The 15455-nt window shown below is 64.6% G+C and carries 12 protein-coding genes; 4 read left to right on the forward strand and 8 right to left on the reverse strand.

Features of this window, described 5'->3' with window-relative positions; all coding sequences use genetic code 11:
- Positions 1-208 precede the first annotated feature (208 nt).
- A complete protein-coding gene (locus tag ABIA42_RS14160) occupies positions 209-2260 on the forward strand; it encodes a TonB-dependent receptor (protein WP_370112905.1) in 2052 nt (683 codons plus the stop codon).
- On the opposite strand, the gene queC is transcribed toward ABIA42_RS14160, so the two are convergent.
- Positions 2257-2979, reverse strand: a complete 723-nt coding sequence (gene queC, locus ABIA42_RS14165; protein ID WP_370112903.1) for a 7-cyano-7-deazaguanine synthase QueC — start codon at positions 2977-2979, stop codon at positions 2257-2259. The genes ABIA42_RS14160 and queC overlap by 4 nt on opposite strands.
- 126 nt (positions 2980-3105) lie before the next feature.
- Here queC and mazG point away from each other — a divergent pair, with 126 nt between their 5' ends.
- Positions 3106-3960 carry a nucleoside triphosphate pyrophosphohydrolase gene (gene mazG / locus ABIA42_RS14170; protein WP_370112901.1) on the forward strand — a complete coding sequence of 285 codons (855 nt, stop codon included), beginning with the start codon at positions 3106-3108 and terminating at the stop codon, positions 3958-3960.
- Between the two features lie 149 nt (positions 3961-4109).
- On the opposite strand, the gene hflX is transcribed toward mazG, so the two are convergent.
- The 4 genes from hflX to ABIA42_RS14190 all read right to left on the reverse strand — a co-directional run bounded on the left by hflX (position 4110) and on the right by ABIA42_RS14190 (position 9854).
- Positions 4110-5489: a GTPase HflX gene (gene hflX / locus ABIA42_RS14175; RefSeq protein ID WP_370112899.1), complete on the reverse strand. Its 1380-nt coding sequence runs from the start codon at positions 5487-5489 to the stop codon at positions 4110-4112.
- An 11-nt stretch (positions 5490-5500) separates the two neighbouring features.
- Positions 5501-5749, reverse strand: coding sequence for an RNA chaperone Hfq (gene hfq / locus ABIA42_RS14180; protein ID WP_028179548.1), 249 nt, complete (start codon positions 5747-5749; stop codon positions 5501-5503).
- Between the two features lie 308 nt (positions 5750-6057).
- Positions 6058-7428: a sigma-54 dependent transcriptional regulator gene (locus ABIA42_RS14185; protein WP_028136496.1), complete on the reverse strand. Its 1371-nt coding sequence runs from the start codon at positions 7426-7428 to the stop codon at positions 6058-6060.
- Positions 7429-7445: 17 nt separating this feature from the next.
- The gene (locus ABIA42_RS14190) at positions 7446-9854 is read right to left on the reverse strand and encodes an ATP-binding protein (RefSeq protein WP_370112896.1); all 2409 of its coding nucleotides are present in this window, start codon (positions 9852-9854) and stop codon (positions 7446-7448) included.
- A gap of 181 nt (positions 9855-10035) precedes the next feature.
- Between ABIA42_RS14190 and ABIA42_RS14195 the strand changes: the two genes are divergently transcribed.
- Positions 10036-10182, forward strand: coding sequence for a hypothetical protein (locus ABIA42_RS14195; protein WP_370157139.1), 147 nt, complete (start codon positions 10036-10038; stop codon positions 10180-10182).
- Between the two features lie 169 nt (positions 10183-10351).
- Here the strand turns inward: ABIA42_RS14195 and ntrC are convergent, their stop codons facing one another.
- From ntrC to dusB, 3 genes are read right to left on the reverse strand one after another with little or no spacing between them, the layout of a single operon-like run.
- Positions 10352-11794 carry a nitrogen regulation protein NR(I) gene (gene ntrC / locus ABIA42_RS14200; RefSeq protein WP_239623552.1) on the reverse strand — a complete coding sequence of 481 codons (1443 nt, stop codon included), beginning with the start codon at positions 11792-11794 and terminating at the stop codon, positions 10352-10354.
- A gap of 9 nt (positions 11795-11803) precedes the next feature.
- Positions 11804-12979, reverse strand: coding sequence for a nitrogen regulation protein NR(II) (locus ABIA42_RS14205; RefSeq protein ID WP_271528402.1), 1176 nt, complete (start codon positions 12977-12979; stop codon positions 11804-11806).
- A complete protein-coding gene (gene dusB, locus ABIA42_RS14210) occupies positions 12976-13977 on the reverse strand; it encodes a tRNA dihydrouridine synthase DusB (RefSeq protein WP_370112891.1) in 1002 nt (333 codons plus the stop codon). Before dusB ends, ABIA42_RS14205 begins: the two co-directional genes overlap by 4 nt.
- Positions 13978-14258: 281 nt before the next feature.
- Here dusB and ABIA42_RS14215 point away from each other — a divergent pair, with 281 nt between their 5' ends.
- Positions 14259-15455, forward strand: coding sequence for a bifunctional 2-C-methyl-D-erythritol 4-phosphate cytidylyltransferase/2-C-methyl-D-erythritol 2,4-cyclodiphosphate synthase (locus tag ABIA42_RS14215; protein WP_370112889.1), 1197 nt, complete (start codon positions 14259-14261; stop codon positions 15453-15455).

Raw genomic sequence — 15455 nt, forward strand, 5'->3', positions numbered from 1 at the left:
AGCCCAGACGGCGGGTAGTTCATCACAACAATCCGTGCTGCCGACGGTGACCGTCGAGGCCGGAAAACCGTCGAATCCTCGTCGCACGGCACGGCAGAATGCAGCGCGCGCGGCGCGACAAACGCAGTCGCAGGCTGTGCAGCCGGCACGAGGCCCGCAAACCGCGCAAACAGCTCCTGAAGGCACGAACAGCGATTCCCTGAAGCCCATGGGCGGCAGGCTGCCGCAAGCGGGAATTCCTCATCTTGCGGAGCAGAGCATTACGGTTGTTGACCGTGCCCAGATCGAGGCGACTTCGCCAACTGGCCTTCTCGATATTCTTGCTTCGGTCCCGGGCGTCTCGGTCGCCCGCTCCGGTGGTATCGGTGGTCAGATCTACTTGCGAGGGTTCTCCTCGAACAGCTTCCGCTCGCCGATGTTCATCGACGGCGATCGCTTCCGCGGCCGCAATACACTGCAGCTCAATTACCTCGCGCCTGACGAGGTCGAGCGCGTCGAAGTGATCCGCGGTCCAGGCTCCGTCGTCTATGGCAGCGAGGCGCTGACCGGACTGGTCAACGTCGTGACCCGCTCGTACACCGGCGATACGTCGGGGCCATTCCGGTTTACGGGTGGCGGCTGGTCAACCGGCTACGGAAGCGCCGCCAACTCGTTCACCACCTACGACTGGGTCAAGGGCGCCGGACAGGGCTTCGATTTCATCGGCGGCTTCGCCGGCCGCTGGGGCGGCGACTATCAGACTTCGCTCGGAACGGTGCCGAATAGCGATTATCAGAGCGTCGGCGGCAATATCAAGCTCGGCTACTCGCCCGATATCGGACAAAGGCTGGAGCTCTCGTTGCGCTCTTACAGCGAGGTCGATGGGCGAGCCGGCGGCGTCGGCGGAGCGCCGGGTGCGCCATATCTCCAGGTCCGGCAGGACCCCAATCAGGTGCATTCGGCGCGCATCGCCTATACGGGCGAACTCGACGGCCTGGTGAAGCACGTCGAGAGCTCATTCTACGTCAACTATTTCGACACGAAGCTCTCGACAATCAACAACACGATCAACGCTGCCGGCATCACCACCAGGACCGTCAAATCCACCAGCCACGTCATAGGCCCCCTCGTAATCGGCGGGCGCTCACGGGCCGAGATTCCCTGGCTCAGTCCGTGGGGTGCAACGAAGACCACGGTCGGCCTCGACGGCTTCCGGGAAGCGCGGCCGGGCAGCGAATTGACGTCCGAGACCATCACCCGCAATGGGACGACGGGGATCGTGACGAGCGATGTGTTTTCGCCTTACACCAAGCAAGGCCCCGACACGACGCAATCCAACATCGGCACGTTCGTCCTGCATGAATGGAAGCCGATCCAGCCGCTGACGCTGTCCGCAGGGGGCCGTTTCGACTGGTTCAACACGACCACTGACACCTCGCCGCTCGCGTCCACCATTCCTGCAAATGTCAGAGCGTTGTATGCGAGCAAGACCAACGTGGATCAAACGGCTCCGACCGGAAGCCTTGGGTTCGTCTACGCCGTCCTGCCAAGCGTCGACCTGATCGGCAACGTGGCGACCTCGTTCCGTCAACCGACGAACTCCGAGCTGTTTGCCGTGACGGCCACTCAGCTTCCCAATCCGGACCTGAAGCCGGAACGCGGCGTGACGTACGAAGGAGGCGCACGCTTTCATACGACCAATGCAGAGCTCAAGGTCACGGCGTTCGATACGCACTACGAGAACTTCCTTCAAACGGTCGCAGTGACGCTCAACGGTGTCGGCGGATACACTCAGTCACAGAACGTCGGCAAGGCCGAGGTGACCGGCGTCGAACTGGAGGCGCGCTGGCAGATGACGCCGTCCGTCAACCTGTTCACGAACTTCACCCAGCTGCGCGGTACCAACACGGCGACCGACAAGCCGCTGCCTTTTCTCGCTCCGTATCGCGGGCGGGTGGGGATACAATATGCGGACCCGGATGGCGCCTACTCGATCCTCGGCGTGATCGATTGGGCCGCCAGCAAGACCCGGATCGATCCGGCACAGGAGTATACGACCTCGGGATACGCCATTCCCAAGCTCTATGCGACGCTTCAACTGGGGAAACTGGTATCGCCGCAACTCGGCGATACCAAGCTGATCCTCGGCCTGGAAAACATCTTCAACACGGCCTATGTCGACGCCTCGACCTTCGTGAACCGCTCGTATCCACGGAGCTTCACGAACCCTCTCGTGGAGACCGGTCGAAACGTCTCGGTGAAACTGCAGCACACTTTCTAGCGGGCCTGCCTGCCCGCCACATACTCCGCCCATCCCTTTGCGCGCAGGCTGCACGCGGGGCACTCGCCGCAGCCATAGCCCCAATCGTGCTGCGCGCCGCGTTCGCCGAGATAGCAGGTGTGCGAGTGCTCGCGGATGAGGTCGACGAGCCCCTCGCCGCCGAGATCCTGCGCCAGTTTCCAGGTCGCGGCCTTGTCGATCCACATCAAGGGCGTATGCAATTCGAACTTTCTGGCCATGCCGAGTGAGAGCGCGGCCTGCATGGCACGGATGGTCTCGTCGCGGCAATCGGGATAGCCGGAATAGTCGGTCTCGCACATGCCGCCGACGATGTGGTTGATCCCGCGTCGATAGGCCAGCGCCGCGGCGAAGGTCAGGAACACGAGGTTGCGGCCGGGCACGAACGTATTGGGCAGGCCATCGGCCCCCATCGCGATCGCGACGTCGCGCGTCAACGCGGTCTCGGACACCGCCGCCAGCGTCGGGATCGACAGCGTATGGCTCTCGCCGAGCTTTGCGGCCCAATCCGCGCGCAGCCCCTTGATGCCGTCGAACAACCGCTCGCGGCAGGCGAGCTCGATGGCATGGCGCTGGCCGTAGTCGAACCCCAGCGTCTCCACGCGGGCAAAGCGGCTGAGCGCCCAGGCCAGGCAGGTGGTGGAATCCTGGCCGCCGGAGAACAGCACCAGCGCGGTCTCGGAGGAAAATGCGTCATTCATGGCCCGCGCTTTAGCATTGCGCGACCGGCTCGCCAATCGGTGGAAATCGGCCTGTTCCGCCGTACCAGGCTGGGAACGCCGGCCCGGTTTTGGCATAAGGTTGCGGAGCCAGGAGACTGCCCCGCAATGACCCCTTCCCGCGAGATTTCCCGCCTGATCGAGATCATGGCGGCGCTACGCACGCCGGTCACCGGCTGCCCCTGGGACCTCGAGCAGGATTTTGCGACGATCGCGCCCTACACCATCGAGGAAGCCTATGAGGTGGTCGACGCCATCGCCCGCGGCGATCTCGACGATCTGCGCGAGGAGCTCGGCGATCTCCTGCTCCAGGTCGTGTACCACGCCCAGATGGCCTCGGAGCAGAACGCGTTCGATTTTGGTGACGTCGTCGAAGCCATCACCCGCAAGATGATCCGCCGCCATCCCCATGTCTTCGCCGACAAGGACGGCAATCTCGCCTCCTCCCATGTCAAGGAGGTCTGGGATCGCATCAAGGCCGAGGAGAAAGCCGAGCGCGCCGCGCGCCGGCCGCCGGAGGACGCGCCGTCGCACAGATCGCTGCTGTCGGGGGTAAAGGCCGGCCAGCCGGCGCTGACGCGCGCGATGGAGCTCCAACGCAAGGCCTCCACCGTCGGCTTCGACTGGAACGATCCGCGCGCGGTGCTGCAAAAGATCCGAGAGGAGGTCGACGAGATCGAGGCGGCATTGGATCGCAACGACAAGCAGGAGATTGCGGAAGAGACCGGCGACCTGATGTTCGCCCTCGTCAACCTCGCACGCCATGTCGACGCCGATCCGGAAAGCGCGCTACGCGTGACCAATGGGAAATTCGAGCGGCGCTTCGCCTATATCGAGCGGACGCTGGAGGCGCAGGGTCGGACCCTTGAGCAGGCGTCGCTGGCGGAGATGGACGCGCTGTGGAATGCGGCGAAGGGTGAGGAGAAGCCGGCGTCAGGGGGAGGCAAGGAAGCCAGCCGGTAACCTCGCTGTCGTCCCTGCGAACGCAGGGATCCATAACCACGGGCAGCAATTTGGTGAAAGCTCGAAGTCAAGCGTTCGTCGGTACGAAGACCGCCCGACGTGGATAGATCACGCGGTATGGGCCCCGGCGTTCGCCGGGACGACAGCGGTCATGTGGCGTGATGCGGCACCGCGTCGAACCTCGACACCACGATATCCCGCTTGGTCTCGTCCACCCGCACGGTCATGTCGAAGCGGCCGTCGTGCAGCTCCTTCGACAGGACCTCGGCGTTGCGGTGCAGCCAGCTGATGCCGGCACCGTCCGAGGCGTCGATGGAGAGATCGAGCGTGGTGCGCTTGGTGGCGAGGCGTTGCTCGATCGCGGCGAGCAGTGCGTCGATGCCCTCACCTGATACGGCTGAGACCAGCATCGCCGGATGATCCTCCGGCCTGCGCGCAGCGATATTGAGCAGCTCTTCCCGCTGCCCGGCGTCGAACCGGTCGATCTTGTTCCAGACTTCGATGATGCGGCCAGAATCATCAGGGTTGATGCCGAGCTGGCGCAGCACCGCGTCGACATCGCTCTGCTGCGCTTCGGCGTCCTCGTGCGAGATGTCGCGGACATGCAGGATGACGTCGGCCTCCAGCACCTCCTCCAGCGTGGCACGGAAGGCGGCGACGAGCTGGGTCGGCAGATTGGAGATGAAGCCGACGGTGTCCGACAGCATCGCCTTGCCGCCATGCGGCAAAGTGAGTGCGCGTAAGGTGGGGTCGAGCGTCGCAAACAGCATGTCGGCCGCCTGCACGTCGGCCCGGGTCAGGCGGTTGAACAGCGTCGACTTGCCGGCATTGGTGTAGCCGACCAGCGCGACGACGCGATACGGTACGCGCTGGCGGCCGGCGCGATGCAGACGCCGCGTCGCCTGCACCTTTTTCAGCTCGCTCTCGAGCTTGGAGATGCGCTCCTGAATCAGGCGGCGGTCCGCCTCGATCTGTGTCTCGCCAGGACCGCCCATGAAGCCGAAACCACCGCGCTGGCGTTCGAGATGGGTCCATGAGCGCACCAGGCGCGAGCGCTGGTAGTTGAGATGCGCAAGCTCGACCTGGAGCGAGCCCTCCCTGGTCTTGGCGCGGCGGCCGAAGATCTCCAGAATGAGACCGGTGCGGTCGAGCACCTTGGCCTGCCATTCCTTCTCGAGATTGCGCTGCTGGATCGGCGATAGCGCGCAATCCATCACCACGAGCTCGACCTCCAGACTCTTGATCAGCCCTGCGATCTCTTCGACCTTGCCCTTGCCGATATAGGTCGCGGGCCGAATCTGGCTGACCGGAGCGATGATGGCATCGGCAATGACGAGATCGATCGCGCGCGCGAGGCCCGCGGCCTCGTCGAGCCGGGCCTCGGTGTTGCGCAGGACATGGCCTTCCGATTGCGCGTCAGCATTCCCTGCACGCACCCGCAAATAGGGGCCGATGACCAGCACCCGCCCCGTATTGGCCCCTGCCGACCGCGGACGGTCGGCATCCCCGTCGAAATTCCGGGGTTCCAATCAGATCACTCTCAAGTCGGCTGATCCTCGCCGCCTTCGAACAACTGGATCGGTGCGCCCGGCATGATGGTCGAGATCGCATGCTTGTAGACCAGCTGCGAGTGACCGTCGCGCCGCAACAGCAAACAGAAATTGTCGAACCAGGTCACGATGCCCTGGAGCTTCACTCCGTTGACCAGAAAGATCGTCAGTGGCGTCTTGGTTTTGCGAACGTGATTAAGGAAGGTGTCCTGTAAGTTTTGTGCGCGGTCTGCCGCCATTGTTTTTTTCTCGCTTTGAGTTTCTTTTTATTGCGCCGGTTGCGGCCCTCTTGTGACGTTCGGGGCCTCTCCCGGTTGCTGTCCCTCATGAGATCCCCCTCGGAAGGAACAGCGGTTCGATTAGAGGACAGGTCGGGATATTAGGCAAGCCGCTTCACGCGGCAGGCCACGCCCTATTGTCCCGGAAAACTACGGAAATCGATGATCTTGCTCACTTATTCCTGACGCGTGGCCGCAAGGTCGCGCGCTGCTATTGTTTTGACGCGTCTTCTTGACGCGAACCGGTCTCCACCCCGCTCGAAAGCACGTTAGCCGACGCCGAGCGCTTTCAATTTGCGGTGCAGCGCCGAACGTTCCATGCCAACGAACTCGGCCGTACGAGAAATATTTCCTGAAAAACGGCTTATCTGCGCAATTAAATAGTCGCGCTCGAACACCTCGCGCGCCTCACGCAGCGGCAAGCCCATGATGTGCTCGCCATTGTTGCTGGTCGGCATCGCCGGCACCATCGAGCCGACGTCCTGCGGCAACATGTCGGCCGTGATGATGACCTCCGGCCCGCCTGCCGCGAGAATCATGACCCTCTCGACGTTGTTGCGGAGCTGACGCACATTGCCGGGCCAAACATGGGATTGCAGCACCGCCATCGCGTCCTGCCCGATCTGGCGCTTGGGCAGGCCGCTGCCGGCGGAAATCTGCTCCATGAAATAGTCGATCAATTCCGGAATGTCCTCGCGCCGCTCCGACAGCGCGGGCACGCGAATCGGCACCACCGAGAGCCGGTGGTAGAGGTCCTCGCGGAAACGGCCGGCCGCGATCTCCTCCTCCAGGTTGCGCGCGGTCGAGGAGATGATGCGCACGTCGACCTGCACCTTGGCGGTACCGCCGACGCGCTGGAACGACTGCTCCACCAGCACGCGCAAGATCTTGTTCTGGGTCTCGCGCGGCATGTCGGCGATTTCGTCGATGAACAGCGTGCCGCCATGGGCTTCCTCGAGCGCACCGGGCTTGCGCGGCTGCTCGCCATTGGACTGCTCGATGCCGAACAGCTCGTGCTCCATGCGCTCGGGCGTGATCGCCGCCGCGTTGATCACCACGAAGGGACCGTCGGCACGGCCCGAGGCCGTATGCAGCGTGCGGGCGGTCAATTCCTTGCCGGCGCCGGCGGGACCGACGATCAGGATGCGGCTGTTGGCCTTGGCCGCGCGCTCGATGGTCTGGCGCAGCTGGTTCATGCTCGGCGAACGACCGACGAGCTGGCTCGCGCTCGGCGCGAGCTGCTTCAGCTCCTTGACCTCGCGCTTGAGTCGCGAGTTCTCCAGCGCTCTGGTCGCGACCAGGATCAGCCGGTCAGCCTTGAACGGCTTCTCGATGAAATCGTAGGCGCCGCGCTTGATCGCGGCGACCGCGGTCTCGATGTTGCCGTGGCCGGAGATCATCACGACGGGCAGATCGGCATTGTCCTTCTTGACCTGCTCCAGCAGCTGCAAGCCGTCGAGCTTGGAGCCTTGCAGCCAGATGTCGAGAAACACCAGATGCGGCCGCCGATTGGCAATCTCGGCGAGTGCCGTATCGCTATCGCGTGCGGTCCGGGTCACGAACCCCTCGTCTTCGAGAATGCCCGCAACGAGATCCCGAATATCGGCCTCATCATCGACAATCAGAATTTCACTTGCCATGGATCGCGCCTGTGTTGTCAGCTGCCTGTTGAGGCTTCGATTTTCGTTGAATCATTGGTCTTTTCAGCCGGCTCTTTGGTTCCGGCGACCGGCTCTTTTGTTTCCAGGTCGTTGCTGGATTTCTTGACGGATTCCGCGACCGCAGCCTTGTTTTCCGGCTTGGTTGCCTCGTTGGCCGCGGGCGCTGGCTCGGCGCCCCCGGATTTCGCGGGTTGCCCCGTGATCGCAAAGCGCATCCGCATCCAGGCGCCGCGCTGGCCTTCGCGGAAGTCGGAGGCGTCCTTCAGCTCGATCCGCCCGCCATGATCCTCCAGCACGCGGCCGACGATGGCCAGCCCCAGGCCCGTACCCTTGGCACGCGTGGTGACGTACGGTTCGAGCAGGCGCGAGCGCGCGACCTTGGGCAGGCCGATACCGTTGTCGATGACGTCGATCAGCACGTCGTCGCCCTCGCGTGACACCACGACGTCGATTCGGCCTTTGCCGAGCTCCTCGGGGGGGACCTGCTCGATTGCCTCGGTGGCGTTCTTGACGATGTTGGTGACCGCCTGGGAGATCAGCCGACGGTCGAACTGGGCGCGGAGCGGATCGTCCTTGAACTCGGCCTCGATATCGATCTCGGGATGGGCGACCTTCATCAGGAACACGGCCTGACGCACGGTGTCGGCGACGTCCTCGCCTTCCATCACCGGTTTGGGCATCCGCGCAAAGCGCGAGAACTCGTCGACCATGCGCCTGATGTCGTCGACCTGTCGCACGATGGTGTCGGTGCACTGGTCGAAGATCTGCTTGTCCTTGACCTCGGTGATGGACTTGCCGAACTTGCGGCGGATGCGCTCGGCGGAGAGCTGGATCGGCGTCAGCGGGTTCTTGATCTCGTGGGCGATGCGGCGCGCCACGTCGCCCCAGGCCGAGGTGCGCTGGGCCGAGACGAGCTCGGTGATGTCGTCGAGCGTGATGATGTAGCTGTCGTGCGGCTGGTTCTTCTCGGCGCTGACGCGGACCGACAGATTGCGCTCGGCACCGTCGCGGGTGATGGTGATCTGGCCCTGCACCAGGCGCTGGGTCCCTTCCCGCGCCGTCTTCATCATCTCGTCGAGCTCGGGCAGTACGTCGGAGAGCGGATGGCCCAGCGTCTCCGCTTCGGAGTGCCCGATCAGCTTCTCGGCGGAGCGGTTGAGGATGCCGACGCTGCCGGAAGTATCGACGCCGATGATGCCGGCGCTCGCCGAGGACAGCACGGCCTCGATGAAGCGGCGGCGGCTGTCGATGAGATCGCTGGCATTGACCAGCTCGTCGCGCTGGCTGCGCAATTCCTGCGTCATCTTGTTGAAAGTCTCGCCCAGCTGGGCGAGATCGCCTTCCGACTGATGCACGGGCACCTGGACATGGAGGTCGCCGGTCGAGACCGTTTGCGCCGCGTTCATCAGCCGCCGGATCGGAGAGACCAGCGAGTTGGCGAAGTTGAGGCCGATCAACACCGAGGCCATCAGAATGGTCAGCGCGATCACCGCGAACATCAGCGCGAAGGCGACCTGGATGCCGAGCCGGCGCGACTCGATCTGGGCGTATTCGGCGACGCTGACTTCGGTCTGCTTGAGCTGATTGACGACGTTCGGATCGAGTGGACGGGCGACATAGAGGAAGGTGTCGCTGAAGGCGCGCAGACGGATTACCGCGGCAACGAAGCTCGCGTCCGGGAGGACCGCGATCTCGGGCTCGTTCTCGTTGACGTTGCTGAGGAAGTCCGGCGCGGGCGGCGAATAGGCCAGCCGCATGCCGGTATCGGCGGATTCCAGGATATTGGTGTTCTTGTCGATGATCATCGCGCCCGGCAAATTGCGCGAGGCGGCGCTTGCAGTCAGCATCTCCCGGAACGAGCGGCGATCCTGGTCGTAGAGCGGCCTCGCATGGGCGATGTCGTTGGCCATGCCGAGAATGTCGCCGCGGATCAGCTGCGCATGGTCCTGCATATAGGCCCGCGCGATCGTCAGCGAGTTCTGGATCACCTCCCTGGTCGGGCCGGAGAACAACCGGTCGAGGCCGCGCTCGATGGTGACGTTGGCGACCACGGCGACCAGCACTGCCGGCAGCACCGCCACGATCGAGAACAGGCTGACGATCTGGACATGGAGGCGCGCCGCCGCCCTGCCCCGCCGCCGCGCCAGGATCAGCTGCCAGAGTTCCCGGACGATGATCCCGACCAGGAGCAGGATCGTCGCGGCGTTGATCAGGTAGAACGAGCGGACGACCTCGGGCGTCGGATCGATCCTCGTAAGGCCGGTCAGGACCAGGAAGGTCAGGAGGGCCGACAGCAGCGCCAGCGCCACGGCAAACGGTGCCAGCCAGCGCCGCACCGACCAACGCCGGGGCTCTTCTGCTGGGGCCGTGTCAAAGTGTGCGGCCGAGGTGTCTGCGCTGGTCATTCCGGCAATGGTGGTGATGAAAACGGTCCGCGACGGGCGGATACTGATGTATTCGTACCACATTGTTGCCGAATTGCGACAATTCCGCGGCGCGATCCCCGGGGCGGAGCGGTGAAATCCACAGAGGGTCTTGGCAGGCTAACCTGCGGGAACGGATTCCCGCGGCTGCGGCTTGTCCGAGATGGATAGGTTCTTTCTCGCGATAATGGTCTCTGCCGTTCTGCTGCTGATCGTCGCCGCCGATCTGCTGGTCAACGGTCCCGGCCTGCAGGAGTCGCCGGCGTACGTCGCACGCGTCCTGCCGTCCACAGGCACAATCATCAGGTGAATGTGTTCGCCGCCGCCGATGGCGGGATGGCCCATCCTTGTGTGACCGCGGAACATTTTGGCCCCACTCCGACTTCTGCTCATCGCGTCAGCCACAACGGCCAGCGCGATCCGGACAGGCTCAGCTCTGCCTTGGTAGGGGGAGCTGAGCCACCGTCCGCTTCGAGAGACTAGCCCCCACTCCGATAGACCTGGATGTCGAGATCCCGGATCTTCTTCCGCAGCGTGTTGCGGTTGAGGCCGAGCAGGTCGGCGGCGCGGATCTGGTTGCCGCGGGTGGCGGCCAGCGCGGCCGTGAGCAGCGGCACCTCAATCTCCTTGAGGATGCGGTGATAGAGGCCGGGCGGCGGCACGCCGTTCGGAAAGCCCTGGAAGTGCGAGGACAGATACGCCTCAACCGCGCCGCCGAGATTGTCGACGCCCTGCTGGACCGCGGCGCCCGGGCTGACCGAGGGCGGCGCAAGCTCGCCGTCGATGACGGAGGCCGTGATCACGTCCTGCGGATAGAGGGCGGCAAGGCGCCGGGCGAGATTCTCCAGCTCGCGCACGTTGCCGGGCCAGCGGTGCTGCTTGAGCCGCTCCAGCGCCAGCGAGTCGAGCTTCTTCGGCGGCAGCCCGTCCTTCTCGGCCAGCGTGAAGAAGTGCCGCACCAGATCCGGCAGATCCTCGATGCGCTCGCGCAAGGGCGGCAGCCGCAGCGGCACGACGTTGAGGCGGAAGAACAGATCTTCGCGGAACAGGCCCTGCTGGATCAGGACACGCAAATCCTTGTTGGAGGCCGCGACGATGCGCACGTCGGTCTTGATCGGCGTGCGGCCGCCGACCGTCGTGTATTCGCCCTGCTGCAACACGCGCAGCAGGCGGGTCTGCGCCTCCATCGGCATGTCGCCGATCTCATCCAGGAACAGCGTGCCGCCCTCGGCCTGCTCGAACCGGCCGGAGGCGCGGGTATTCGCGCCGGTGAAGGCGCCGCGCTCGTGCCCGAACAATTCGGACTCGATGAGATCGCGCGGAATCGCCGCCATGTTGACCGCGACGAACGGGCCGTTGCGGCGCTTGCCATAATCGTGCAGCGCCCGCGCCACCAGTTCCTTGCCGGTGCCGGACTCGCCCGTAATCATCACGGTGAGGTCGGTCTGCATCAGGCGCGCCAGCACGCGGTAGATTTCCTGCATCGCCGGCGAGCGGCCGACCAGCGGGATCGCCTCCATCTCGGCATCTTCGTCCGGCGTCGAGGTCCGCTCCTTCGGCTCGGCGAGCGCGCGACCGACGATGGCGATCAGCTCCTTGAGGTCGAAGGGCTTCGGCAGATATTCGTAGGCCCCGCGCTCGGAAGCGCGGATCGCCGTCATGAACGTGTTCTGCGCGCTCATGACGATGACGGGCAGATTCGGCCGCATCTTCTTGATCCGCGGCAACAGGTCGAAAGCGTTTTCGTCCGGCATCACCACGTCGGTGATGACGAGATCTCCCTCGCCCTGGCTGACCCAGCGCCACAGCGTTGCGGCATTGCCGGTCAGCCGCACCTCGTAACCGGCGCGGGACAGTGCCTGATTGAGTACGGTGCGGATGGCGGTATCGTCATCGGCTACGAGAATGCTACCTGCGGGCATCGTTGATCCTCATTTTGCCCCCTGTGACGCAGGCGACGACTTCCCGGCAGAGTCGGCGCGACTGCTTTGATCGGCATGTTTCACCGATGTGGAATACATCGGCATCAGCACGCGGAAGGTGGTCTTGCGCGGCTGAGATTCGCATTCGATGATGCCCCCGTGATCGCCGACGATCTTGGCGACCAGCGCCAGGCCGAGACCCGAGCCGGTCTGCTTGGTGGTCACGAACGGGTCGAACAGGTTGGGCAGAAGATCGTCCGGCACGCCTGGTCCGTTGTCCTTCACGCAGAATTCCAGCGGCAGGGATACCCTGGATTTTTGACCGGGGACTGACAGGCGCACGCCGGGACGGAAGGCGGTGGTGAGCTGGATCTCGGCGTCGGGAACGTCGATCAAGGCTTCTGCGGCGTTCTTCACGAGGTTGAGGAACACCTGAATGAGCTGATCCTGGTTCGCCAGCACCGGCGGCAGCGAGGGATCGTAGTCCTCGACGAAGCGGATGTTGCGGGCAAAGCCCGACTGCGCCAGCCGCTTCACATGGTCGAGCACCGAATGGATGTTGACGGGGCCGCGCACCACGGGGCGCTCGTCTCCGAACACCTCCATGCGGTCGACCAGCGTGACGATGCGGTCGGCCTCGTCGCAGATCAGCCGCGTCAGCATGCGGTCCTCGGACGAGGCCTGCTGTTCCAGGAGCTGCGCCGCGCCGCGGATGCCGGACAGCGGATTCTTGATCTCGTGCGCCAGCATCGCGGCGAGCGCGATCACCGAGCGCGCGGCGCTGCGATGGGTGAGCTGGCGGTCCATCTTGTCGGCGATGGTGCGCTCCTGGAGCATCACCACGATGTGGCCGGGCCGCTCGGTGAGCGGTGCCACGTGCAGATCGACCTGGCGGTCGCCGCCCATGCGCGGCGTGCCGAGATCGACCTTGTATTCGTTGACCGGCGAATTCGACGAGCGCACCTGGTCGATCAGCGCCAGCAACGGGCTGCCGAACGGCACCAGCTCCTTCAATGACTGCCGCTTCAGGAACTGCGTCGAGATCTCGAAGAAGGCTTCGGTCGCGATATTGGCGGCGACGATCTTGCCATCCGGCCCGATCATGAGCACGGGGTTGGGCAAGGCGTCCAGGATTGCGTCGCTGTCGGACTGAAGCGGCCGACGATGTTCAGCGGCTGAGCTCATGCAGCAGCGCTCCATGCGAAGTCGTCGAAGGCGTCTTGCAGTGAATTGTGAACGAGGCGCGGATCCTCCGAGACCAGGATCTTTTGGCGCCAGGATTTCAGCTTCTCCGCCGGCGCGCGGCTCGCCTGCGCTGCGACGTCGAGTGCCCAGCTCAGATGCTTGCGGGCATGCCTCAGCCCGATGCGCAGGCCATAGAGCGCGCAGACGCCGTCATAGAGTGTGCGGACATAATGCAGCTGCGTCTCGAGCGAGGGCATCGCTTCCTTGGCCCCGCCCTGCAGGCGGCGGCCGATCTGACCGGGCAGCCAGGGCTGGCCCTGCGCGCCGCGGCCGATCATCACGGCATCGGCGCCTGAGGCCTCCAATGCTGCGAGCGCCTTCTCGTAGGACGTGATGTCGCCATTGACGACGAGCGGGATCGAGATGGCCTCGCGCACGGCGCGGATCGCATCCCAATCGGCCTCGCCCTTGTAGAACTGGCAGCGGGTGCGACCATGGACGGTGACGAGCTTGACGCCTGCGGCTTCCGCGCGCCGCGCCAGCTCCGGCGCGTTGCGGGTACGGTCGTCCCAGCCGAGCCGCATCTTCAGCGTCACCGGCACGTTCACCGCCGCGATCGTCGCATCGATCAGGCTCAGGGCGTGGTCGAGGTCGCGCATCAAGGCCGAGCCGGACTGGCCGCCGGTGACGTGGCGGGCCGGACAGCCCATGTTGATGTCGATGATATCGGCGCCTTCTGCTTCGGCGATCCGGGCGCCTTCGGCCATCCAGTGCGTCTCGCAGCCGGCGAGCTGGACCACATGCGGGCCGATGCCGGTGGCTTCGCAGCGCAACCGGGACATCCGGTGGCCATTGGCGAGCTCATCGCTCGCGGTCATTTCGGACACGACGAGACCGGCCCCAAGCTCGGCGGCCAGCCGGCGGACGGGCGAGTCAGTCACACCCGACATCGGTGCCAGGAAGACCGGGGTGGCGATATCAATATCGCCTATTTTCAACGGCTTAGAGCCTGATACTGCCGAGCCGGTCACAGGGGTCTCGTTGACTATGCAGGGCCTCATCGCGCCTGCCATGATCTATCTTGCGCACAATTCTTGTGCAGTCAAGCGTCATGCCTACAGTTTAGACAAGTCTGCAAATCTTGCAAGTGCAGTGCAGCAAAATGCTGTTTCCCACAATCCGGGGAAACCCCCTTTTTTTGCGGGCCTGCCGTGCTAGAGGCATGCCGGCAAATTACCACTCCCCGACTCCTTGACGAGCAACTGAGTATTTGAGTCCTATGGCGAAATCACAGCGCACCGCAGTCGTTCTCGTCGCAGCCGGGCGTGGACTGCGTGCAGGCGCCGGCGGGCCCAAGCAATATCGCGAGATCGGCGGTGTACCGGTGATTTATCGCGCCATGGAGGCATTCAGCCGCCACCCGGAGGTATCAGCGGTGCAGCCGGTGGTGAACCCCGACGACAGCGTCATGTTCACCGCAGCGGTCGCAGGGCTGAGGCACGAGCCGCCGACCAATGGCGGCGCCACCCGTCAGGCTTCGGTGCTCGCCGGCCTCGAAGCGCTGGCGAAGCACAAGCCGGACATCGTGCTGATCCACGATGCTGCCCGCCCCTTCGTCTCGGCAGGCGTGATCTCGCGCGCGATCGAAGCGGCGGGCCGCACCGGCGCTGCGATCCCGGTCGTTCCCGTCACTGACACGATCAAGCTCACCGGCGAGGGCGGCAATGTCGAGGACACGCCGGACCGGGCGCGCCTCAGGATCGCGCAGACGCCGCAATCCTTTCGTTTCGACGTCATCCTCGAGGCGCATCGTCGCGCGGCGAAGGACGGGCGCTCTGATTTCACCGACGATGCCGCGATTGCCGAGTGGGCGGGATTGACGGTCGCAACCTTTGAAGGCGATGTTGCCAACATGAAGCTCACCACTCCCGAGGATTTCGTGCGCGAGGAAGCGCGCCTGGCCGCCCTGCTTGGCGACATCAGGACCGGCACCGGCTATGACGTGCACGCCTTCGGTGAAGGCGACCATGTCATGATCTGCGGCGTGCGCGTGCCGCACACCAAGGGGTTCCTCGCTCATTCCGACGGCGATGTCGGCCTGCATGCCCTGGTGGACGCCATCCTCGGGGCCCTGGCCGACGGCGACATCGGCTCGCACTTCCCGCCGAGCGATGCGAAATGGAAGGGCGCCTCCTCCGACCAGTTCCTGAAATACGCCATCGAGCGCGTCGCCCAGCGCGGCGGCCGCGTCGCCAATCTCGAGGTGACGCTGATCTGCGAGCGGCCGAAGATCGGCCCCTTGCGCGACACCATGCGCGCGCGCATCGCCGAGATTTCCGGCGTCGACATCTCCCGCGTCGCGGTGAAGGCAACGACCAGCGAGCGACTCGGCTTCACCGGCCGTGAGGAAGGCATCGCCGCCACCGCGAGCGCCACCATCCGCCTGCCGTTTAGCGAAAAGACCTGGAGCGTCTAG

Origin of the sequence: Bradyrhizobium sp. USDA 327 (genome assembly GCF_041262065.1) — a bacterium.
In the GTDB taxonomy this organism is placed as follows: Bacteria; Pseudomonadota; Alphaproteobacteria; order Rhizobiales; family Xanthobacteraceae; genus Bradyrhizobium; species Bradyrhizobium liaoningense.